At 72.4% G+C, this 21,026-nt stretch carries 18 protein-coding genes and 1 riboswitch; of the genes, 7 read left to right on the top strand and 11 right to left on the bottom strand.

What is annotated here, in order from left to right; translation table 11 throughout:
* Window positions 1-13: 13 nt before the first annotated feature.
* Both ACWGKJ_RS10915 and ACWGKJ_RS10910 read right to left on the bottom strand, forming a co-directional pair.
* The gene (locus ACWGKJ_RS10915) at window positions 14-577 is read right to left on the bottom strand and encodes a CGNR zinc finger domain-containing protein (RefSeq protein WP_385025060.1); all 564 of its coding nucleotides are present in this window, start codon (window positions 575-577) and stop codon (window positions 14-16) included.
* A 118-nt stretch (window positions 578-695) separates the two neighbouring features.
* Window positions 696-896: a hypothetical protein gene (locus ACWGKJ_RS10910; RefSeq protein ID WP_385025057.1), complete on the bottom strand. Its 201-nt coding sequence runs from the start codon at window positions 894-896 to the stop codon at window positions 696-698.
* A gap of 301 nt (window positions 897-1,197) precedes the next feature.
* Here ACWGKJ_RS10910 and ACWGKJ_RS10905 point away from each other — a divergent pair, with 301 nt between their 5' ends.
* Together ACWGKJ_RS10905 and tkt are read left to right on the top strand one after the other, a co-directional pair.
* Window positions 1,198-2,265, top strand: a complete 1,068-nt coding sequence (locus ACWGKJ_RS10905; protein WP_385018569.1) for an alpha/beta fold hydrolase — start codon at window positions 1,198-1,200, stop codon at window positions 2,263-2,265.
* Between the two features lie 179 nt (window positions 2,266-2,444).
* A complete protein-coding gene (gene tkt, locus ACWGKJ_RS10900; protein ID WP_385018567.1) occupies window positions 2,445-4,673 on the top strand; it encodes a transketolase in 2,229 nt (742 codons plus the stop codon).
* A 113-nt stretch (window positions 4,674-4,786) separates the two neighbouring features.
* Here the strand turns inward: tkt and ACWGKJ_RS10895 are convergent, their stop codons facing one another.
* Window positions 4,787-5,362 carry a GNAT family N-acetyltransferase gene (locus tag ACWGKJ_RS10895; RefSeq protein WP_385018565.1) on the bottom strand — a complete coding sequence of 192 codons (576 nt, stop codon included), beginning with the start codon at window positions 5,360-5,362 and terminating at the stop codon, window positions 4,787-4,789.
* Between the two features lie 109 nt (window positions 5,363-5,471).
* Window positions 5,472-5,671: riboswitch (cobalamin riboswitch) on the top strand.
* Window positions 5,672-5,703: 32 nt separating this feature from the next.
* Here ACWGKJ_RS10895 and ACWGKJ_RS10890 point away from each other — a divergent pair.
* The 4 genes from ACWGKJ_RS10890 to ACWGKJ_RS10875 are packed head-to-tail and all read left to right on the top strand — an operon-like array spanning window position 5,704 to window position 10,832.
* A complete protein-coding gene (locus ACWGKJ_RS10890; protein ID WP_385018563.1) occupies window positions 5,704-7,272 on the top strand; it encodes an ABC transporter substrate-binding protein in 1,569 nt (522 codons plus the stop codon).
* 1 nt (window position 7,273) lies between these two features.
* Window positions 7,274-8,221, top strand: a complete 948-nt coding sequence (locus ACWGKJ_RS10885) for an ABC transporter permease (protein ID WP_385018561.1) — start codon at window positions 7,274-7,276, stop codon at window positions 8,219-8,221.
* Window positions 8,218-9,051 (top strand): ABC transporter permease, encoded by an 834-nt coding sequence (locus ACWGKJ_RS10880; RefSeq protein WP_385018559.1) that lies wholly within the window; start codon window positions 8,218-8,220, stop codon window positions 9,049-9,051. The genes ACWGKJ_RS10885 and ACWGKJ_RS10880 overlap by 4 nt, the downstream gene beginning before the upstream one ends.
* Window positions 9,052-9,092: 41 nt before the next feature.
* Window positions 9,093-10,832, top strand: coding sequence for an ABC transporter ATP-binding protein (locus ACWGKJ_RS10875; protein ID WP_385018557.1), 1,740 nt, complete (start codon window positions 9,093-9,095; stop codon window positions 10,830-10,832).
* A 49-nt stretch (window positions 10,833-10,881) separates the two neighbouring features.
* Here ACWGKJ_RS10875 and ACWGKJ_RS10870 read toward each other — a convergent pair whose 3' ends face one another.
* The 8 genes from ACWGKJ_RS10870 to ACWGKJ_RS10835 all read right to left on the bottom strand — a co-directional run bounded on the left by ACWGKJ_RS10870 (window position 10,882) and on the right by ACWGKJ_RS10835 (window position 19,588).
* A complete protein-coding gene (locus ACWGKJ_RS10870) occupies window positions 10,882-12,789 on the bottom strand; it encodes a sugar-binding domain-containing protein (RefSeq protein ID WP_453315709.1) in 1,908 nt (635 codons plus the stop codon).
* 140 nt (window positions 12,790-12,929) lie between these two features.
* Entirely contained in the window at window positions 12,930-13,544 is a 615-nt protein-coding gene (locus ACWGKJ_RS10865; protein ID WP_385018553.1) for a hypothetical protein, read from the bottom strand.
* A 6-nt stretch (window positions 13,545-13,550) separates the two neighbouring features.
* The gene (locus ACWGKJ_RS10860; RefSeq protein ID WP_385018551.1) at window positions 13,551-14,387 is read right to left on the bottom strand and encodes a carbohydrate ABC transporter permease; all 837 of its coding nucleotides are present in this window, start codon (window positions 14,385-14,387) and stop codon (window positions 13,551-13,553) included.
* Window positions 14,384-15,355 (bottom strand): carbohydrate ABC transporter permease, encoded by a 972-nt coding sequence (locus ACWGKJ_RS10855; protein WP_385018549.1) that lies wholly within the window; start codon window positions 15,353-15,355, stop codon window positions 14,384-14,386. The genes ACWGKJ_RS10860 and ACWGKJ_RS10855 overlap by 4 nt, the downstream gene beginning before the upstream one ends.
* A complete protein-coding gene (locus ACWGKJ_RS10850) occupies window positions 15,352-16,689 on the bottom strand; it encodes an ABC transporter substrate-binding protein (RefSeq protein WP_385018547.1) in 1,338 nt (445 codons plus the stop codon). The genes ACWGKJ_RS10855 and ACWGKJ_RS10850 overlap by 4 nt, the downstream gene beginning before the upstream one ends.
* A 108-nt stretch (window positions 16,690-16,797) precedes the next feature.
* Window positions 16,798-17,526 (bottom strand): cupin domain-containing protein, encoded by a 729-nt coding sequence (locus ACWGKJ_RS10845; protein ID WP_385018545.1) that lies wholly within the window; start codon window positions 17,524-17,526, stop codon window positions 16,798-16,800.
* Complete coding sequence (locus ACWGKJ_RS10840; RefSeq protein WP_385018543.1) at window positions 17,520-18,440, bottom strand: DUF6807 domain-containing protein; 921 nt, start codon at window positions 18,438-18,440, stop codon at window positions 17,520-17,522. The genes ACWGKJ_RS10845 and ACWGKJ_RS10840 overlap by 7 nt, the downstream gene beginning before the upstream one ends.
* Window positions 18,437-19,588: a Gfo/Idh/MocA family protein gene (locus ACWGKJ_RS10835; RefSeq protein ID WP_385018542.1), complete on the bottom strand. Its 1,152-nt coding sequence runs from the start codon at window positions 19,586-19,588 to the stop codon at window positions 18,437-18,439. The genes ACWGKJ_RS10840 and ACWGKJ_RS10835 overlap by 4 nt, the downstream gene beginning before the upstream one ends.
* 336 nt (window positions 19,589-19,924) lie before the next feature.
* On the opposite strand from ACWGKJ_RS10835, the gene ACWGKJ_RS10830 reads away from it, so the two are divergent.
* Complete coding sequence (locus tag ACWGKJ_RS10830) at window positions 19,925-20,971, top strand: LacI family DNA-binding transcriptional regulator (RefSeq protein ID WP_385018539.1); 1,047 nt, start codon at window positions 19,925-19,927, stop codon at window positions 20,969-20,971.
* Window positions 20,972-21,026: the final 55 nt, after the last annotated feature.

The raw sequence follows: 21,026 nt of genomic DNA, 5'->3' as shown, positions 1-21,026 counted from the left end.
TCCGGCGCCGCGCTCAGCGGGCGGTCGCGGTGTGCGCGTTCTTCCTGCGCGCACGGTAGGCGGCAGCCTTGATCTTGTTGCCGCACGAGTCCATACCGCACCACTGCCGCCGCACCCCGCGGGACCGGTCGATGTAGACACGGGTGCACTGGGGATTGCCGCACTCCTTGAGCAGGGGGACGTCCGGCCCGCTGAGCAGCTCGACGGCGAGCCGGGCGACGGTCGACAGGGCCTGTTCGGGCGTGGCTTCGGTCCGGCGCCCCGCCCCGGTGAGCTGCGGTGTCGCGGGGGGCCTGCGGGCCGCCTCGTTCAGCACGTCGAGCGGGTCCCGGCCGAACGGCTCCCCGAGGCGGCGAGCCGTGATCAGCTCGTAGACGGCCTCACGCACGGCCGTCGCCTGCTGTACGTCGTCCTCGTCGCCCGGGGCGATCGCGTCGACGACGCCGGACTCCAGATACCAGGCGTCCAGCCGCTCCGGCGTCACGAACATCTCGAAGCGCGCGGAGCGGCGGGCCCGCAGGGTCGCGGCGAAGTCGAGCGCCGGGTTGCCGCAGACGAAGACATGGGTCAGGTTCACGTCACCATGCTGACAGGTGACTGCGTGAGGCCGCAAGGAAGTCACCTGTTGAGGCGGTGATGATGTTTCATGCCGTGTGTCCCGCTCCCGGGGCCGGCGGTGTGGCCGTCGGTGGGTGTCAGAGCCCCAGATCGAGAGCCAGACAGGCGTAGTGGCTCCAGGCGGCCTCGGGGCTGTAACGGTTGCCCGTCCCTTTCCCCGGGGTGGCCGCCCTCTCCTCGACCAGGTCCTCCTGTCGGACGCGCTCGGGCAACTTCCCGTAGCGGGCGCGCCGTTGCTGTGCCGCAGGATCGTGGTCCCACGCCTCTTCGCTCTTCATGGCCGGTCTCCGCTCGTTCGGTGGCGGACTGCTCCCTGATGCCCTGCGGGTTCAGAATGCGCCCTGATGCGTCACCGGTCAAGGCGGTGACGCGTAAAGGGGCGGGACGGCGCGCGGTCGCCCGGCGTGCCGATGCGTCACCTCCTTGACCGGTGACGCGATGCTGTGCCAGGGTCGGCACGCCGGACTCGACCGGCACCGTCAACGGGCCGCCGGGGCAACGGAGTCCATGCCGCGCACCCCCCGGGCAGGTCAGGCGTATCGGCAGTCGGCGACAGCCGCAGGGGGAAGGGTCATCCGGATGATCAGCAGGCGTACGTTCGGCAAGGCCGTCGGTGCGACCACCGGCGCCGCAGCCATGTCACTGACCGGGCCGTGGGACGCGTCGGCCGCGGACGCGCCCGGCAACCCGCCGGACGGCCGGTCCGGGAGCGCGCTCCCCACCGTGTCCGCGCCCGCCCACACCTCGTTCGCCGCCCTGAAACAGGTGCGGGCAGGGGTCCTGGACGTCGGCTACGCCGAGGCGGGCCCCTCGCACGGCCCGGTGGTCATCTGCCTGCACGGTTGGCCCTACGACATCCACAGCTACGTCGAAGTCGCGCCCTTCCTGGCCGCTCAGGGCTACCGGGTCATCGTCCCGTACCTCCGCGGTCACGGCACGACGCGGTTCCTGTCCTCCCGTACGGTCCGCAACGCCCAGCAGTCGGCTGTCGCCCTCGACATCATCGCCCTGATGGACACCCTCAAGATCGAGAAGGCGGTCCTCGCCGGTTTCGACTGGGGGTCGCGCACCGCCGACATCATCGCCGCCCTGTGGCCCGAGCGTGTCGCGGCGCTGGTCTCGGTGGGCGGATACCTCATCACCGACGTCGAGGCGCAGAAGACACCGCTGTCCGCGAAGGCCGAGTACAGCTGGTGGTACCAGTACTACTTCGCCACCGAGCGGGGCCGTACCGCCATGGAGACACCGGACGACAGGGACGCCCTGTGCCGGCTGGTCTGGGAGACCGTCTCCCCGACCTGGCACTTCGACGACGCCACCTTCGGACGTACCGCCGCCGCCTTCGACAACCCCGACTACGCCGCCATCGTCATCCACAACTACCGCTGGCGTCTCGGGCTCGCCGACGGCGAACGCCGCTACGACCGCTATGAGAAGCAGCTCGCCGCCCGCCCCTTCATCCACACGCCCACCGTCACCCTCGACCCGGAACGCGACCCCTTCACCGCTCCCGGGAACGGCTGCTCCTACCGGGACCGCTTCACCGGCCGCTACGAGCACCGAGCCCTGGCGGGCATCGGCCACAACGTTCCCCAGGAGGCCCCCGCCGCCTTCGCCGGGGCCGTCGTCGACGCGGCCCGCCTCTGAACCGTCGCCCACTGCTGAAGCCCGTCGCCCGCTGCTGAAATCCGCCGTGCGGCAAGGTCCCGCACTACGCCGTCCGGTGGGGCCGTGGAGCGCGGGAACGGCGAATACGGGGAAGGGGTGAGAAGACTGAGCCGCCGGGCTCACCTTTCCCCCACGGAGCAGCAGGCGAAGGAGCGACGATGGCAGAGCAGCATCCGAACGGCGTGAACGCGGTACCCGGCCGGAGCCAGGACCTGGTGTTGCCGGTGGCCGCGCGCGCCGGCTGGGACGAGGTGGACGTCCGGGCGGTGGACACCATCCGACTGCTCGCCGCGGACGCGGTGCAGAAAGTGGGGAACGGCCACCCCGGGACCGCGATGAGCCTGGCGCCCCTGGCGTATCTGCTGTTCCAGAACGTGATGCGGCACGACCCGGCCGACGACCAGTGGCTCGGCCGGGACCGGTTCGTGCTCTCCTGCGGCCACTCCAGCCTCACCCTGTACATCCAGCTCTACCTCTCCGGGTACGGTCTGGAGCTCTCGGACCTGGAGGCGTATCGCACCTGGGGCTCGGCGACGCCGGGCCACCCGGAGTACCGGCACACCAGGGGAGTGGAGATCACCACGGGGCCGCTCGGTCAGGGGCTGGCGAGCGCGGTGGGCATGGCCATGGCGGCCCGGCGGGAACGGGGTCTGCTCGACCCGGACGCCCCCGCGGGCAGGAGCCCCTTCGACCACCAGGTGTACGTCGTCGCATCGGACGGCGACATGATGGAGGGCGTCACATCCGAGGCGTCCTCGCTCGCCGGGCACCAGGAACTCGGCAGCCTGGTGCTGTTCTACGACGCCAACCAGATCTCCATCGAGGACGACACCGACGTCTCCTTCAGCGAGGACGTGGCCGCCAGATACGCCGCATACGGCTGGCATGTTCAGGACGTCGACTGGCGGGGCGACGGAGCGTACACCGAGGACGTCGACGCCCTGCTCCACGCCATCGAGCAGGCGAGGAGCGAGCGCGGACGCCCGTCGCTGATCGTGCTGCACACCCTGATCGGCTGGCCCGCGCCGACCAAGCAGAACACCGGGAAGGCGCACGGCTCCGCGCTGGGCGACGAGGAGGTGGCGGCCACCAAGAAGCTGCTCGGCTTCGACCCGGACCGCACCTTCACCGTCGAGGACGACGTCCTGCGCAGGGCCCGTGCGGTACGTGACCGCGGCGCCGAGGCCCACGCCCGGTGGCAGCGCGACTTCTCCGCCTGGCGCACGGCCAACCCCGCGCGGGCCGCCCTCCTCGACCGGCTCCAGGCGCAGGAACTGCCCGGCGGCTGGGCCGACGCGCTGCCCGCGTTCCCGGCCGACGAGAAGGGCATGGCCACCCGCAAGGCGTCCGGCGAAGTCCTCGGGGCCCTCGCGCCGGTACTCCCCGAACTGTGGGGCGGATCGGCGGACCTGGCCGGGAGCAACAACACCACCATGGAGGGGGTGGAGTCCTTCCTCCCCGCCGACCGGCAGACGGAGCTGTGGAAGGGCGGACCGTACGGAAGGACCCTCCACTTCGGTATCCGTGAGCACGCCATGGGTGCGATCCTCAACGGCATCGCCCTGCAGAGCCTGACGCGGCCGTACGGGGGCACGTTCCTGACGTTCTCCGACTACATGCGCCCCGCCGTCCGGCTGGCCGCCCTGATGAAGCTGCCCGCCGTGTACGTGTGGACGCACGATTCCATCGGCCTCGGCGAGGACGGTCCGACCCATCAGCCCGTCGAGCACCTCGCCGCCCTGCGGGCCATCCCCGGCCTGGACGTCGTACGGCCCGGTGACGCCAACGAGACCGCCGCCTGCTGGGCCGCCATCCTTGAGCACACCGACCGGCCGACGGGACTGGTCCTCACCAGGCAGAACCTCCCCGTACTCGACCGTGGTCCGGGCTCCGGCCACACCCCCGCCGCGGCGGCCGCCAAGGGCGGGTACGTGCTCACCGAGCGCGGCCGGGGCTCCGAGCCCGACGTGATCATCGTCGCGACCGGCTCGGAGGTGCAGATCGCACTGGACGCCTGTGCTCTGCTGCTGGCCGGTGATCTGACGGTCCGGGTGGTGTCCATGCCGTGCCGCGAATGGTTCGCCCTCCAGCCGGCCGCCTACCAGGACGAGGTGCTCCCGCCTGCGGTACGCGCCCGGGTGAGCGTCGAGGCCGCCGTCGGCCAGGGCTGGCGCGAGGTCGTCGGCGACGCCGGGCGGATCGTCAGCCTTGAGCACTACGGCGCGTCGGCGGACTACCAGCGCCTCTACTCCGAGTTCGGGATCACCCCCGAAGCGGTCGCGCAGGCCGCCCGGGACAGCCTGGACGACACGCGGACGGCGACGCGCCCCGGCGGCCGGCAGAGTACGGCGGCGCCCGCCGACGGCGGCACGGCCGACCGGCCGTGAGGCCCCACCGGCCGGAGCCGCCCATGGGCTCCGGCCGGTGCGGTGTACGGACCAACTGCCGTGCCAAGCAGTGCAGTTGACGGATCAAACGGCACGATGGCGGGTGGGGGCGGTCAGTCCCGGCGGCGCAGGTCCAGCATGCAGAGAACCGTGTCGTAGCGGTCCTCGCCGACGGCGACGAAGCCGGGGAGGCGCCCGTACGGAGTGAAGCCGAGCGACCGGTAGAGCTCCAGAGCCCTGGTGTTGTCGCCACGGGCGTCCAGCGTGAGCACCTCGATACCCGCCTTCCGCGCATCGGTGATCAGGCCGGCGGTCAGCGCCCGGCCGACACCATGCCCCTGGGCCTCGGCGGCCACCGCGATCTTCTCCACATCGGCGTGCGGCCGGTGGGTCGGCCGGGCGTACCGCAGCCAGTACCCGAGCCCCACCATGCGGCGGTCCAGGTAGGCGGCGCGCAGGCCGGCGTCTCCCGCCCGCGCCGCGCGGACGACACGGCGGAGAAGTCCGGCCACTTCGTCCGGCGCGGGCGGTTCGACCCAGCCCAGCGCTGCGCCCGCTCCGACCAGGTCGGCCAGCATCCGGTGAGCGGACTCGGCGAGCCCGGCCGCCAACTCCGGATCGGCAGCCAGCTCCTCGGCGTCGAGGATCACGGGCTCGGCTCTCGGACCGCCGGTCAGGGGGGATGTCATGGGCCGCAGCCTAGTGACCCCGGCCGATCCGGTTCCATCGGCCCTGGGCCGCCGGACAGCCGAGACCTCCGGACAGCCGAGACCTCCGGACCACGGAACGGGAACCGGGTTCCGGCCACCTCTGCCCCGTACGTCACAATGAGTGCACGAGGCGACGGGGATCAGGAAGCCGGTGCGAGTCCGGCGCGGTCCCGCCACTGTGACCGGGAAGCGGTCCTCCTGCATGTCACTGTCCGCTGACGCGGGCGGGAAGGCGGAGGTGAGCGACGATCCGGGAGCCAGGAGACTGACCTGTCGCCGGTCCGCGAGCAGGGGCGAGGACACCCCGGAGAGGATCGGCTGTGACGACGCATGCCCGGACGGAGGCCCCGGACCGGCACCGGCCGGTGCTCGGCAGACGGGGAGCGCTGGCCGCCGGAGGCGCCCTGGCACTGGCCGCGACCGGCCTGCTCGCCGGGTGCGGCGGGGACAGGAAGGACGGGGGAGGCGGTGACCGGTTCCGCGCCGCGTTCACGGCCGGCGGCTCACAGGAGACCCTCGACCCCCATGTCGCCCCGAACTTCGTCGACCAGGCCCGCGCCAAGGCCCTGTACGACACGCTCGGGACCTACGCCGACGACATGTCCGTCCGCAAGCGGCTCGCGGAGTCCTGGGAGAGCGACGCGTCCGGCACCCGGTGGCGCATACGGCTGCGCAAGGCGCAGTTCCACGACGGCAAGCCGGTCACCGCCAAGGACGTCCTCTACAGCTACCGCCGCGCCGCCGACCCCGCCACCGGCTCCCCCTCGCAGGTCCTGCTGTCGGCCATCGACTCCGGCGCCACCCGGGCCGACGGCGAACGGTCCGTCGTCTTCGTACTGAAGGCGCCCAACTTCGAGTTCCCCACCGTCTTCGCGGGCCCCGGCACGGAGATCATCCCCGACGGGACGAAGGAATTCCGCAAGCCCATCGGCTCCGGCCCCTTCACCTATGTGTCGTTCACGCCCGGCGGCACCGCCCGCTACCGCGGCTGGGACGGCCACTGGGACGGCGCCCCGCACATCGCGGAGCTGGAGATCGTCCCCGCGAACGAGGAGTCTGCGCGGCTCAACGCGCTGCTGTCCGGGCAGGTCCACTACGCCGCCGACCTGGCCGGTGCCTCCGTGGACCGGCTGAAGAAGGAGGGCTCGACGCGGCTGCTGACCGCCGAGCGGGCCACCGCCCAGCAGTTGTTGCTGCGCACCGGCCGCAAGCCGTTCGACGATCCGCGGCTGGTGCGCGCCGTGCAGCTGGGGATCGACCGGGAGGCGCTGGTCCGGGTCGCGCTGGCCGGACACGGGGAGCCGGGGAACGACCTGTTCGGCATGGGTCTGCGCGGCTATCCGAACGGCATCGCGCCCCGGGTACGCGATGTCGGCCAGGCACGGAAGCTGGTGAAGGAGGCCGGAGCGGAGGGGCTGCACATCACCGTGGAGACCAGCTCCGTCGATGCCACCTGGGAGGCGGCCGCGGACCTGATGGGGCGGCAGCTGCGTGAGGTCGGGCTCCGTCTGACCGCCAACACCCGTGCGTCCAGTACGTACTTCAGTGAAATCAGGACACAGGGGGTGGCCGCCTTCAACACCACCTCCACCCTGCCCCTCTCCGACTTCCTCCAGCAGCGGGTCCGCGGGGGAGCGGCCCGCAACCAGACGCAGTACGCGTCGAAGAAGTTCGACACGCTCCTGGAGCGGGCCCGCACCACCCGGGACGAGAAGGAGCGGCTGGCGCTCCTCGCCCGGGCACAGAAGCTCGCCCGGGACGAGTCCGGACTGCTGGTGTGGGCGTTCTCCGACGCCAACGACGCGATCGGCCCATCGGTCCGCGGTCTGCGCGCCGCGCCGCCCAACTCGCACGACTGGGCCCGGTTCGACCGGGTCCGCATCGGCTGACGTGCGCGCCTATGTGCTGCGGCGTTTCCTGCTGGCGGCCCTCCAGTGCCTGGTGGTGCTGGTCGCCGTCTTCGCGGTCGGTTCGCTGCTGCCGGGCGACACGGCCGACGTGCTCCGCGGCGAACTCGGCACGCCGGAACAAGTGGCCGCGCTGAGAAGTCAGTTGGGTCTTGACGAGCCGGCCTGGACCCGCTTCGGACACTGGCTCGGCAAGCTGCTCAGCGGCGACCTCGGGCACTCCCTGACCACCGGGCTGCCGGTGGGCGACGACATCGGCCGCCGTATCGGGGTGACGCTGCTGCTGGGCGTGCCGGCGCTGGTGCTGGTCACCGTACTGGCGCCGCTGCTCGGCACGGTGTCGGGGCTGCGGGAGGGCAGTCGCGTCGACCGGACGCTGAACACGGCGGCCGTACTGCTGCACGCGGTACCCGAGTTCGTGCTCGGGCTGCTGCTGGTCGCCTCGGTCTCACTGGCGGCAGGGCTGCTGCCGGCCACCGCTGTCGGCATGGACACCGCCGATCTGCTCACCCAGCCGACCGTGCTGGTGCTGCCCGTCACCGTACTGACGGCCCGTCACCTCTGTGATCTGGCACGGCAGATCCGGGCCGGGGTGGCGGCGGGGCGGCACGGTTCCGTCGCCGCGCATCTGCGGCTCCTCGGTATGCGGGAGCGGACGGTGGTGCTGCGCCATGTACTGCCGGGTGCCCTGGGCCCCGCGGCGCAGCAGTTCGCCCGCTGTGTGGAGGGGCTGCTGGGCGGCACCGTACTGGTGGAGGCGGTGTTCGGCTTCCGCGGCCTCGGCAGCGGTTTCGTCGAGGCCGTACAGAACCGCGATCTGCCTCAGGTGCAGACGTACGCGCTGCTCTTCGCCGGCACCGCTGTCGCGGTCAACCTCATCGGCGACCTCGCCGCCCACCGCCTGGCACCGCACCGGGAGGTGACGGCATGACCGCGCCGGCGGAGGCCGGGACCGTGCGCCCAGGCCGTAACCGCCTGCCGTGGATCGCCCTGACACTGCTCGGTGTGCCGGTGCTCGCGGCCCTGCTGGGGCCGTGGTTGGCCGGGGGTGCTCCGTCGGCGCGGGGCGCGCTGCCGTCGCAGCCGTCCGGCGAAGGGCACCCGCTCGGTACGGACGTCCTGGGTCGCGATGTGCTGTGGCTCGTGCTGCACGGCGGTGCCTCGGTCCTGGGGAGCGCCCTGGGCGCGCTGCTGATCGGCGTGGCCGTGGGTGCCCCGCTGGGGCTGCTGGCGGCGGGCCCGCGGCGCGGCCTCGACGAGACGGTGATGCGCGGCCTCGACCTGCTGCTCGCGTTCCCCGGGCTGCTGGTACTGATGACCCTGGCGGCGACCGGGCACCGCGACCGGTACTGGCTGGTGGCGGTCGCCGGGGTGCTCCAGGTCCCGGCCGTGGCCCGCCTGGTGCGCGGAGCCGCGCTCGCCCCGGCCTCCCGCACGGTCGTCGAGGCGCTGCGGATGCAGGGCCGCGGCTGGGCGTACATCCATCTCCGCCACCTGGCACGGGAGTTGGCCGCCCCGCTGGCCACCGACGCGGGCGGCCGGTTCTCCGTGGTGCTGTATCTGCTGGCGTCCGCCAACTTCCTCGGACTGGGGCTGCCGGTGTCCTCACCCGACTGGGCGGTGCTCATCGAGCGCAACAGCGACGCGCTGTTCACCCAGCCCGCCGCGGTGCTGGTGCCCGCCGGTCTGCTGACGGCGCTCTGCGTCGGCGGCAACCTGCTCGTGGACAGTGCCCTCGCCGGACAGCGGGGGGTCCGGTGAGCCCGGCGAGTGAGTATTCCGGGCGGGCGCAGGAGGGCCCGGTGGCCCGCTCCGCCCGCCCGCCGCTCCTCGACGTCCCGGAGCTCTCCGCGTACGCGGACGGGGCCCGGCGCCCGCTGCTCGACCGGATCGCACTGACCGTTCCCGCCGGTTCCGTCACCGCCGTAGTCGGCCCGTCGGGCAGTGGCAAGACCACGCTCGGCCTGGCCGCGCTCGGAAGCTCCCGCAGGGGCGTACGGCTCTCCGGAAGCGTCCTGCTGGACGGTACGGATCTGCTGCTCCTGGAGCCGTCCCGGCGCCCCCCGGCCCGGGCGGGCCGGGCCGCGCATCTGCCCCAGCACCCGGAGACGGTGCTGGATCCGGTCCGCAGGGCCGGTGGCACCCTCACCGAACTGGCCGCGCTCGGGCACCAGGGACGGGCCGCGCGCAAGTCCGCCGCGCTCGGGGCGGTGGCCCGCGCGGGTCTGGAGTGGGAAGCCGTCCGCCGGCGCTTCCCGCATCAGCTCTCCGGTGGCCAGCAGCAGCGTCTGGCACTCGCCTCCGCCCTGGTGACGGGCGCACAGCTGCTGGTGCTCGACGAGCCGACGAGCGGCCTGGACCCGGCCCTCGCACACGCCCTGGGCCGCACGCTGCGGGCGCTCGCGGAGGACGGCGCGGGTGTGCTGCTGCTCAGTCACGACTTGCGGCTGGTACGGGAGACGGCCGCCCGGATCATCGTGCTGGAGCACGGCCGGGCCGTGGACGACGGGCCGACGGCGGACCTGCTCGGCGCCGACGGTCCGGCTGCCCTCGGTACTGGTACGAGCACTGCGGGTACCGGGACGCGCGCCGCCGGTACCGGTACGGGCGCCGCCGGTACCGGTACGGGCGCTGCCGGTATCGGCACGGGCGCCACTGCTCCGGCCCCTGGCCCCGTGACGGCCGCCGCCGCTCCCGGTACCGGGCCGCCCGCCGTACGCCACCCGGCCACCCGGGAGTTGCTCGCCGCCGAGCGCCGCACCGCCGCGGGCAGGGGCGCGGACCGCGGCACGGCCCGCCCGGCTGCGGAGGGCCTCGGCATCACCGCCACCGGCATCGTCGTACGCCGCAGGTCGGGTGATCCGCTCGCCGGGCCGGTATCCATGGCGTTCGCGCCCGGGAGCAGGACCGCACTGCTCGGCCCCTCGGGCGCGGGCAAGACGACTTTCGCCCGGGTACTGGCCGGTCTGACCACACCCACCCTGGGAGAGGTGCGGTACGACGGCCTACCGCTGCCGCGCCGTGTCGACCGGCGCACGGCCGTACAGCGCCGCGCTGTCCAGTACGTGCACCAGAGCAGCGCGGAATCCTTCGAGGGACACCGCCCGGTCCTCGCACAACTCGCGGACACCGCACGGCTGCTGCGCGGAGTGCGGCCCGAGGAGGCGACGGCCGGCGCGGTACGGGCCGCCGGCGTGCTGGGGCTCGACGAGGCGCTGCTGCACCGGACTCCGGACCGGCTCTCCGGCGGCCAGCTTCAGCGGTGCGCGCTGGTGCGGGCCCTGACCGCGCGCCCGGCCCTGCTGATCTGCGACGAGGTGACGTCGGCGCTGGACACCGGCTCCCGGGAACGCGTCATCGACGCGCTCCCCGGCCTGCTCGCCCCGGCCGGAACCGCCCTGCTGTTCCTCAGCCACGACCTCCCCGCGGTACGGGCGGTCACCGACGAGGCCGCGCTGTTCGACGGCGGCCGCTGTGTGCGCCGCGGTCCTGTCGACGAGGTGCTGCCCGCCGCGTGGTCCGGCAGCGGCGGCCCGGTGTGAGGCCGGGGCCGTGCCGGGCGCCACGTGCCGGGCGGCCGTCGAGCCGTACTCACGGCTCGACGGGAAGCGCGGCCTGCCGCCGTACCTCTCCACCGGCCCCCTCAGCTGTGTCGGCCGGTTCCACCAGCCGCCGGGGAACGGACTCCCCCCGCCGCCGGGTGAGGATCGCGCGCAACTCCGCCACCGGGACCTTCGGCCGGCGGTCCGCCGTGAACAGGCCGTTGATCTCCTGTTCCGTATCGGTGAACTGGGTGAAGCAGAATCCGGCAAGACCCGAGTCCACCGCGGCCGCCACCAGCCCGGCCAGCCGGTCCGCGAAGTCCTCCGCTGTGCTGACGGTGTCGTAGCCGAACCACTCGGCGCCCTCGGCAGGTTCGAAGGTGGCCCCGCCGAACTCACTGAGGACGACGGGCTGCCCCTGGTGGCGTACCCCGTCGAGGAGAAGCCGTTTGGCGCCGGGCCACTGCTCGGCGAACTCGCCCCGCCGCAGCCCGTGATGGCCGTACCGTTCGCGCAGTACCCGCGAGTCCTGGGTGTAGTCGTGCACCCCCCAGATGTCGGCCGCCGAGATCTCCCAGCCGTCGTTGGAGACCGCGGGGCGTGACGGGTCGAGGGCCTTCGTCAGGTGGTACAGGCTGTCCATGAAGTGCCGCTGGGCGGGGACGAGCGCCGGATTCGGCACGGACCAGGACTCGTTGACCGGGATCCAGGCGACGACCGAGGGGTGGCTCAGGTCGCGGGTGACCGCCTCGGTCCACTCGTGGACCACCCGCTGGACGGTCTGCGCGCCGAACACGAACGCGGAGGGCATCTCCTCCCAGAGCATCAGCCCCAGCCGGTCGGCCCAGTAGAGGAAGCGCGGGTCCTCGATCTTCTGGTGAATGCGCAGCCCGTTGAGGCCGATGGACTTGGCCAGCTCCGCGTCGCGGCGCAGCGCCTCCGGCGGGGCCGCGAGATGCGAGTCGGGCCAGTAGCCCTGCTGGAGTGCGAAGCGCAGGAAGTACGGCTTGTGGTTGAGCAGGAAGACACCGTCGTCCCAGCCGATGTCGCGCAGACCGAGGTAGGAGGCGACCCGGTCGACGGGAGCGGTGCCCGCCGCATTCTCCGGGGTCGCAGCGTCCTCCAGGGTCACCACCGCGTCCACGAGATGAGGCCGCTCGGGGCTCCAGAGCAGCTCGTCGAGGTCCTGGCCGTGCCGGAGCGCGCCCACCGACACATCGAACTCCGTCTCCTGGCCCTCGGCCAGCGTGCGCTGTTCGGCGAGCACCCGGCCGCCCCGGGTGAGACGGACGGTGACGGCCAGCGGGCGCTGCGGCCACTGGCTGAGCCGGACCCGGCAGCGCACCCGGGCGTTGGCCACGTCGGGGGTCCAGTGCAGGACCGTGATGTGCTGGGCCGGCACCTCCTCCAGCCAGACCGGCTGCCAGATCCCCGAGGTGCGGTGATACCAGATGACATGGGGGTCCCGCCGCCAGTCCTGTTTGCCGCGGGGCTGCGCCGCGTCCTGCGGCTGGTCCTCGGCCCGGACGACGACGGTCTGCTCGCCGTCCCGGACGACGGCGTCGGTGAGATCGCAGGAGAAGCCCGTGTGGCCGCCTTCGTGACGGCCCACCAGCTGACCGTTCACCCAGACCTCGGCCCGGTGGTCGACCGCCCCGAAGTGCAGGAGGAGGCGCCGGCCCGCCGCCGGGCGGACGGCCTCGAAGGTGCGCCGGTACCAGAGAACCGGGTGGAAGCCGGTCTCCGCGATGCCGGAGGCCCGGGACTCGGGCGGGTAGGGCACGGTGACGGTCGCGGTGAAGGGCCCGGTGGTGTCCGGGTCCATCCAGCGGCCGGCCCGGCCATGGGCCGCGTCGTCGTGGGCGAACCGCCAGGGGCCGCTCAGGTCGTGCCAGTCGGGGTCGCGGACGAGCTGGGGCCGCGGATGGCCGGCGGCGTCCAGGTGGGGGTACGGCATACGAGAACTCCGGTGGTGTCGTACGGGGGCACGGAGGTAAGGGGGGAGGAGACAGGGACGCTTGGGCCTGGGCGAGGCAGGCACAGGGGAGGCAGGCACAGCGGAGGCAAGGGACTGGGCGGGGCAGGACCCGCTGTGCCTCAGCTCCGCTGCCCGGCGGTGGCGGAGCGCAGCTCCACGACGGTGGCGGCGAACGCCAGTGGCCCGGGCAGCAGCGGGACCAGCAGGGGAATCGATCCGACGATCAGCACACTCAGGAGCACGGCCCCGGCGAGCAGCAGGGTGCCGCGCGGGTCGGCGACGGTGCGGAGGAAACCCTCGCGCGCCGAAAGACGGTACGGAGTCTCAAGCGCCGTCGCACGCAGCCCCACGACCATGGCTCCCAGCGTGAGCAGCGCCAGTACGGGCGACACGAGCGCCGCTCCGGGCAGCGCGCCGCGCAGGAGCGCGGCGTCGGTCAGCAGGACCAGGACGAGCAGGGGCGGGACCAGACCGGCGGCCAGTGTCCGCCGGGTCAGATGGGCGCGCAGCTGGCCGATGTAGGCTCCGGCCCCGGCCTGGAGACCGCGGTCAGCGGTGGCCCGCAGGGTCCCGGCGGCGGCCGCGAACGCGGCGGGTGCCGTGACGACAGGGAGGCAGGCGACGGTGGTGAGCAGGCCGACCAGGAGCACATCGGCGAAGAGCGAGAAGCCCGGTCCGAAGATCTCGCCGGGCTCCCGGCGGTCGCGGTGGGGCGCGGTGGACGCGTGGGTCATGGCGGCTCAGCCCTTCAGCCCGGAGGTGGCCATGCCCTGCACCAAGTAGCGCTGGAAGACGAAGAAGAACAGCACGATCGGCAGGACGGAGATGACCGACATGGCGAACATGGGCCCGTAGGCGGAGGTGCTGGACTGGTCGACGAAGCTGCGCAGGGCGAGCGTGATGGTGAACTTGTCCGGAGCGAACAGATAGATCATCTGGGTGAAGAAGTCGTTCCACGTCCAGATGAACGTGAAGATGGCCGTGGTGATGAGAGCGGGACGGCTCAGCGGCAGGGTGATGGCCCAGAACGTACGGAAGGCGCCGCAGCCGTCGATCCGCGCCGACTCCTCCAGTTCACGCGGCAGTCCGCGCATGAACTGGACGATGAGGAAGACGAAGAACGCCTCGGTGGCGAGGAACTTCGGCAGGATCAGCGGCCAGTAACTGTCCACCATGCCGAGCCGGTTGAAGATGATGTACTGCGGGATCAGCACCACATGGTGCGGCAGCATGAGCGTCGCCACCATGAAGCCGAACATCGGCTTTCGCATACGGAAGCGCAGCCGGGCGAAGGCGTAGGCGGCCAGCGAGCACGACAGGACGTTGCCGACGACCGCGCCCCCGGCGATCAGCAGGGTGTTGCCGAGCAGCCGGGTCACGGAGATCCCCGAGACACCGTCGAGGGCCGTCGTGTAGTTGGACCACTCCAGATGGCTGGGCCACAGGTCGAGACTGGTCACCACCTCGTCCGCCGGTTTGAGTGAGGTGGCCAGCAGCCAGGCCAGGGGATACAGCAGGACGAGCAGTCCCACGACCGCCGCCGTGTGCGGCAGCCACCGCTTCATGGCGATGTTCATCGCCCCTCCTCGTCCGCGTAGAAGACCCAGGACCTGGAGGTCCGGAACAGGATCAGGGTGATCACGCCGATGGCGAGGAGCAGCATCCAGGCCATCGCCGCCGCGTACCCCATGTGTGAGGCCGTGAAGCCGCGTTCGTACAGATACAGCGTGTAGAACTCGGTCGAGTCGGCGGGGCCGCCGTCGCCGCCGCTGATCGCGAAGGCCGGGGTGAAGACCTGGAAGGACTGGATCATCTCCAGCACCAGGTTGAAGAAGACGACCGGCGAGAGCATCGGGACCGTCACCGAGACGAACTGCCGCCAGCGGCCCGCGCCGTCGAGCGCCGCGGCCTCGTAGAGATCCGGCGAGATCTGCTGCAGCCCCGCGAGGAAGATCACCATGGGGGCGCCGAACTGCCAGGCCGTCAGCAGGACGACCGCGTACACCGCGAGGTGCGGGTTGCCGACCCAGCCGCCGATGTCGAGACCGACCGCGCTCAGGACGTGCGGGACGGAGCCACCGTCGTTGAAGAGCGCCCGCCAGACGAGGGCGATCGACATGCTGGCCCCGAGCAGTGAGGGTGCGTAGAACGCGGAGCGGTAGAAGGCCCGGCCCCGGTGGAGGCCCTTCAGCAGCATCGCCACGGCGAGCGCCAGACCGAGCTTGAGCGGCACGGCCACCACGACGTACAGCAGGGTGGTGCCGACCGACCGCCAGTAGCGCGGGTCATCGGTGAGCATCTCGGTGTAGTTGCGCAGGCCCACCCAGTGCGGCGGGTCGAACAGGTTGTAGTCGGTGAACGACAGATAGAGGGACACGGCCATCGGTACGAGGGTCAGGACGGCCGCGCCGATCATCCACGGCGAGAGGAACACATAGGCGGGCCACTGCTGTTCGCGCCTGCTGCGACGGCGCCGCCTGACCGGTGCGTGCCGGTCGGCCGAACGGCCGTGCCCCGTGGGCGCCTTGGTGGTCACGGTGCTCATGGCCTCAGCTCCTTGTCGGCCTCGTCGATGAGTTCACCGGCCGCCTGGTGCGGGGTGGCCAGCCCGTACATCACCCGCTGGTAGGCGCGCCCGAAGGCGGTCTGGATGGCCGTGTCGCCGCGCGGGGGAGCGGTCGGCGGATCGTCCAGGCCGTACTTCTCCATCGTCTGCGCGTAGTCGTAGATCTCCCGCTCGGCGCCCTTGAGGGTCTTGGCCACCCGGGCGGCGATCACCCGGTTGGGCGGGGTGGAGCGGGTGAAGCCGAGGATGTCGCCCGCGCGTGGGTCGTTGAGGAGGAAGTCGACCAGCTCGGCCGCCTCCTTGGGGTGTTTGCTGTGGGCGCCGACGCCCAGGAGCATCGATGGCTTGAAGTACTGACCGGCCTTGCCGCCGACCGTCGGGACCGGCGCGAAGTGGACGGAATCGCCGAGCAGCGCGGTGTATCCGGGGAAGGGCGCGTCCCAGGTGTAGTCGGCGGCGGCGAGCCCGCGGCCCATCGGGCTGGTCTCGGTGGTCTTGGCCTGGACGGTGTCCTTGGCGGCGGCGACCAGCTTCTTCCTGCGCAGCCGGTCGAAGAACGTCCAGAAGTCGGTGAGGTCCTGCTGGCTGAAGCCGAGCCGGGTCTGGCTCGCGTAGAGCTTCTTGCCGTGGCTGCGCAGCCAGTCCTCGAAGACGTCCTCGTTGGTGCCGCCGTCATTCGCGCCCGTCACGTTCCGCCCGTCGGGGGAGGTGAGCCCGAGTGCGGCGATCCTCGCATCGGCCTTCTCCCAGTCCTGCCAGGTCCAGCCGGGCCGGGGGGTGGGGATGCCGGCCTTCTTGTAGACCGCCGAGTCGTAGGCGTAGCCGGTGATGCCGCGGCCCATGGGGAGCGCGTACTGCTTGTTCTCGTACGTACCCGTGCGCAGGAAGCTCTTGTCCATCTCGAAGGTGCGGATGGTGCCCTTCCCGATGTCCTGGCCCAGCGGCCTGAGCGCGCCGCCGCCCGCGTACTGGGAGATCTGGCGGTAGTCGAGCTGGGCCACGTCGGGGATGCCGCCGCCCGCCGCCTGGGTCGCCAGCCTCTGCATGTACGAGCCGAAGTCGGCGTTCGAGGTCTGGACGGTGACGCCGGGGTGCTCCTTCTCGAAGAGCCGCACGGCCTGATTGGTGCGCGCGGCCCGGTCGTCGTTGCCCCACCAGGAAAAGGTGAGGGTGATGCCGTGGGAGCCGGTGCCGCTCCCGGCGGAACAGGCGGTGAGGGTGGCGGTCAGCACAGTGCTGAGACCGACGGCGGCCGCTGTCAGGACGGCCCGGCGGCGTGGAGCTCGGCGCCGGGCGCTTCGGGGCTCGGGCATGGGGGCCTTCCGGAGGAGGTACGGGGAGAGGGGATGCGGAGGAGGACGGCGCCGGTGCGGGGCCCGAGGGTGTCGGCCCCGCGCCACGGACGGTGGCGGCCCGCGGGTTCAGTCGCCCGTATAGACGTCGAGGCGCCCGCACATCCCGAACCGCCCCCGCGCGGTGGGCCCGGTCGCGGTGACCCGGGCACGCTCCAGGTGGCGGGTGTCCCGGTCGCGCAGGGCGGCGAGCTGCTCGCGGGTGGCCTCCGCCGCGGCATGGGCGCCCTCGTGCCAGCGCTGTTCCCATGCGTCGAGGCGGGGCCGCACCAGCTCGGCCGCGGCCCGCTGGAACGCGGCCAGCGGCCCGGGGTCGCCGCCGGCGGTGGCCTCGCGCAGTTCGAGGAAGCGGCGGGTGGCCAGATCGCGCCGGACCCGCGCGGCCCGCGCCTGCTCGGCCTCGGGGACACCGGCGGGGATACGGACGGCCTCCGCGTACGTCCCGGGGTCGGTCAGCCGGTCCGGCGGGAGCGTGAGCACCGCGTCGCCGGCCTCGGGCAGGCCGCTGTTCTGCATGACGACGGTGATCTCCAGGCCGCCCTCGTTGACGAGGCGGTGGATCGTGCCGGGCGTGAACCAGGCCACGGTCCCGGGCTCCAGGGGCGTCTCCGCGTAACCGCTCGTGGTGAGTGTCTGCATGGCTCCCCGGCCGGCCGTCACCACGTACCCCTCGCTGCAGGTGAGGTGCGCGTGCGGGGTGCCGCCGCCGGGCCTGTCGTCGACCGTGGGCCAGTCGTACACGGTCAGCCGGGAGACGGCGACCGCGCCGGGGAACCCGTCGTAGGCCGCGGTCACCATGTCAGGCCCGCCAGGTGTGCGGTGATGCGGGCGCGGTCCCAGGCGCCGTCCGCGATGGTGACGCGGTAGGAGCGGGAGAGGGTGTCGCCGGGTTCGAGGACCAGCTCCTCGTGGAAGGCCAGGGAGGGGGCGACCGCCGCGAACGGGTCGCTGCGGACGAACCAGTGCGCCGGGTGCGCTCCCTTGTCGCCCCTGTGGTCGTTGTCCGGCGCGTGCGAGAAGACGAGGGTCGCGTGCCCGTCGCGGCCGTCGTGCTCGCCGACATAGGCGAGCCAGTCGCTCTGCGTCCCCATCAGGTCGCCGCTGTCGGCGTCGGCCGTGAAGACCTCGCCGTCCCGGAAGGCGCGGGGGCCCCGCCAGAACAGCCCGGTGTACCCGGCCGCCGGACGGCCGTGCGTGGTGGGGCTGCCGAAACGCAGTGGCTCGGAGCGCCGGTTGGTCACCGCCGATGTCCAGGTCAGCGACCAGCTGCCGGACTCCGGATCGGCGTCGGCCTCGATACGCCGTTCCTCATCGGCCCAGAGCGTGCCGTCGTACGGGTGCCAGGTCAGCCGCTCCGCGATGACCGCGCGGCCGTCGTCCGCCGCCACCTCGTCGAAGGCGGTGTGGGCCATCGAGCCGACCCGCTCGGGCAGGGCGAGATAGCCCTCGCCGTGCACATAGCTGTTGCCGCCCCACAGGTTCTGGCCCGACAGATGGGAGGCCGTCATCTGGAGCCCCTTGTGCCACCGGTGGTCGTTGGGGCGGTAGTCGGCGACCACGGCGCCGGACAGGGTCCGCAGGGGGTGCAGATACGGCTTGGGCGCCTCCCAGGCCGCTTCGGGCCGGTAGACGTACGCGAACAGCTCCGTGCCGGTCGCGCCGTGGGTGACGGTGATCCGGTCGCCGTGGGTGTGGGTCAGTGCGAGCGTCATGCGGATTCCTTCTCTTCCTCGCGGGCCCCGGCGGGCGCCCAGCCCGGGGCGTTGCCGTGCAGCTCGGTGTAGTACGGGTCGCCGGGACCGATGTCGCCCGCGCGTACGGGGGTCTCGGTGAACGCCGACTTGTACAGCGCGGTGATGAACTCCAGCGTCCGGCGGCCGCCGTCGCCGCTGGTGGAGTGGCGGCGGCCCGCCCGGATGTCGGCGACGAGGGCGCGCAACTGCGCGAGGTGCGAACTGGGTTCGTCGGCGCCGAAGTCGCGCCAGCCCGCCACGGTCTCCCCGGGGACGCCGGGGGCGGGGGTGATGCGCCAGTCGGCGTTGGAGTAGCCGTACAGATGGGTCAGTTCGATCGTCGCCAGCTCGCAGTCGATGCGGATACGGCTGACCTCGTCGGGGCTGAGCACGCTGTTGACCACAGTGGCGAGCGCGCCGTTCGCGAAGCGGACCTGCGCTGTGGACACGTCCTCGGTCTCCACGTCGTGCACGAGACGCGCCGCCATACCGCGCACCTCGGCCCACGGGCCCATCAGATCGAGGAGCAGATCCGTCTGGTGGATGCCGTGCCCCATGGCGGGGCCGCCGCCCTCGGTCGCCCAACGGCCGCGCCACGGCACGGCGTAGTAGGCGGTGTCCCGGTACCAGGTGGTCTGGCAGTGCGCCACCAGCGGCCTGCCGAACGCGCCCTCGTGCAACAGACGGCGCACATGGCGGGCCCCGGAGCCGAAGCGGTGCTGGAAGACGATCGACGCGTACGGGGCCACGTCACCGCCCCGCTCCGCCGCGGTCACCGCGTCGTAGTCGGCCAGCGAAGGGCACGGCGGCTTCTCGCACCACACCCAGGCACCGGCCCGGAGCGCCGCGACGGACTGTGCGCGGTGCACGGCGGGCGGGGTGCACAACACCACGAGGTCCGGGCGGACTTCGGCGAGCATCGCGTCCAGATCCGTGGCGGCGTACGGGATCCCGAACTCGTCGGCGAACACGCGCACCGCGGTGGCGTCCACGTCGACCACGGCCACGATGTCCGTCTCACCTTCCGCGGCCAGCGTCCGCAGGGCGGGCAGATGGCTGGACCGCGCGATACCGCCCGCGCCGACGACGGCGGCACGCAGCGGGCGTGGGGGGCGATCTGGAGACATGGGGACCCTCTCAGGAGACGGAATGACGGACGGACGAGCGGTGCGGGCCCGGCGGCGGCCGGGGGAGTGGCCCGTACTCCGGCGGCGGCTCACTGGGAGCCCGTCGGATGCTGCCGTGCGGGTGGCGGCAGGCGGTTCTGACCGGCGGTGGCCCCCGAGGGGCCGCCCGTGTCGGCAGCAAGCGCTTGCCATCAGGTTCGGTTCCAACGTTGTAACCGCCGTGGATCCGCAGGGTCAACCCTTCGTCCGAAAAAGATGCGGCGGTCGCCCCGGCCGGTGACCGGCCGTGTCCATCAGTGCATAATCTGGCAGGACTTCAAGAGAGGGGGCTGGTCAGTGGCGGCTGTGACGCTCAAGGACGTGGCGGAGCGCGCGGGGGTGTCGATCAAGACTGTGTCCAACGTTGTACGAGGCGCCCCGAAGGTCTCCGAAGCCACCCGGGCCCGGGTGATGCGGGCGGTGGGGGAGCTCGGCTACCGGCCGAATCCGTCGGCGCGGCGGCTGAGGACCGGGCGCAGCGGTCTGATCGCCCTGGCCGTCCCGTACCTGGCGACGCCCTACTTCGCGGAACTCGCCCACCATGTGCGGGCGGAGGCGGCGGCGCTTGGCTTCACCGTCCTGATCGAGGAGACGCTGGGGGACGCCACGGAGGAGCTGCGCCTGGCGACCGGTGTCGGCGCTTCCCTGCTGGACGGTGTGATCCTCTCGCCGCTGCATGTCTCGCCCGGCGCACTGGCGCCTGTCGCCGACGAGTTCCCCCTGGTGCTGCTCGGCGAGCGCAGCTACGAGCGCGATCGTGTCGTCGCCGACCATGTCCTGATCGACAACGTCGGTGCGGCCCGGGAGGCCACCGCGCATCTGGCCGCCATCGGCCGCACTCGGATCGCCGCCATCGGAGTCGACCGGCTGGCGTCCGCGACCAGCCGTCAGCGCCTGGAAGGGTTCCAGCAGGCCCTGCATGAGGCGGGGCTGACCTACGACCCCGGACTCGCGCCCCAGGTGGCCGAGTTCGACCGCCGCAACGGGCTGCTGGCGATGCGTGCCCTGACCGGGCTGCCCCCGGGCTCGCGGCCCGACGCGGTCTTCTGCTTCAGCGATCTGCTGGCCGCCGGAGCCCGGCGCGCGGCGTTCGAAGCGGGTTTGCGCATACCCGAGGACATCGCCATGGTCAGCATCGACGGCTCCGAGGAAGCGCTGTACGGCACTCCTTCGCTCACCTCGGTGGTCCCCGACAAGGCGGTGATCGCCTCGCTGGCCGTGAAGTGCCTGGTGGCGCGGATCCGCGCGGACGAACCCCCGCCGTTCGAGGTGCATATGGCCCCGTACTGGCTGGAGGTACGGGAGTCCACCAGCGGCGAGCGGCGGCAGCTGCCCCTCGCCTGACGGGCCGTGGGCTCGCGATGCGCCGCGCCGGGCTCCCGGTGTGCGGTGCACGGCT

Source organism: Streptomyces sp. NPDC054757, assembly GCF_053612185.1.
This window is presented reverse-complemented; position numbering and strand designations above follow the sequence as displayed.

Coding starts and splice junctions, on each gene's coding strand:
- ACWGKJ_RS10860 (WP_385018551.1), bottom strand. CDS start 14,387: ATGAACATCGCCATGAAGCGGTGGCTGCCGCACACGGCGGCGGTCGTG.
- ACWGKJ_RS10880 (WP_385018559.1), top strand. CDS start 8,218: ATGACCGCGCCGGCGGAGGCCGGGACCGTGCGCCCAGGCCGTAACCGC.
- tkt (WP_385018567.1), top strand. CDS start 2,445: ATGGCAGAGCAGCATCCGAACGGCGTGAACGCGGTACCCGGCCGGAGC.
- ACWGKJ_RS10850 (WP_385018547.1), bottom strand. CDS start 16,689: ATGCCCGAGCCCCGAAGCGCCCGGCGCCGAGCTCCACGCCGCCGGGCC.
- ACWGKJ_RS10895 (WP_385018565.1), bottom strand. CDS start 5,362: ATGACATCCCCCCTGACCGGCGGTCCGAGAGCCGAGCCCGTGATCCTC.
- ACWGKJ_RS10905 (WP_385018569.1), top strand. CDS start 1,198: ATGATCAGCAGGCGTACGTTCGGCAAGGCCGTCGGTGCGACCACCGGC.
- ACWGKJ_RS10835 (WP_385018542.1), bottom strand. CDS start 19,588: ATGTCTCCAGATCGCCCCCCACGCCCGCTGCGTGCCGCCGTCGTCGGC.
- ACWGKJ_RS10910 (WP_385025057.1), bottom strand. CDS start 896: ATGAAGAGCGAAGAGGCGTGGGACCACGATCCTGCGGCACAGCAACGG.
- ACWGKJ_RS10845 (WP_385018545.1), bottom strand. CDS start 17,526: ATGGTGACCGCGGCCTACGACGGGTTCCCCGGCGCGGTCGCCGTCTCC.
- ACWGKJ_RS10865 (WP_385018553.1), bottom strand. CDS start 13,544: ATGACCCACGCGTCCACCGCGCCCCACCGCGACCGCCGGGAGCCCGGC.
- ACWGKJ_RS10840 (WP_385018543.1), bottom strand. CDS start 18,440: ATGACGCTCGCACTGACCCACACCCACGGCGACCGGATCACCGTCACC.
- ACWGKJ_RS10855 (WP_385018549.1), bottom strand. CDS start 15,355: ATGAGCACCGTGACCACCAAGGCGCCCACGGGGCACGGCCGTTCGGCC.
- ACWGKJ_RS10870 (WP_453315709.1), bottom strand. CDS start 12,789: ATGCCGTACCCCCACCTGGACGCCGCCGGCCATCCGCGGCCCCAGCTC.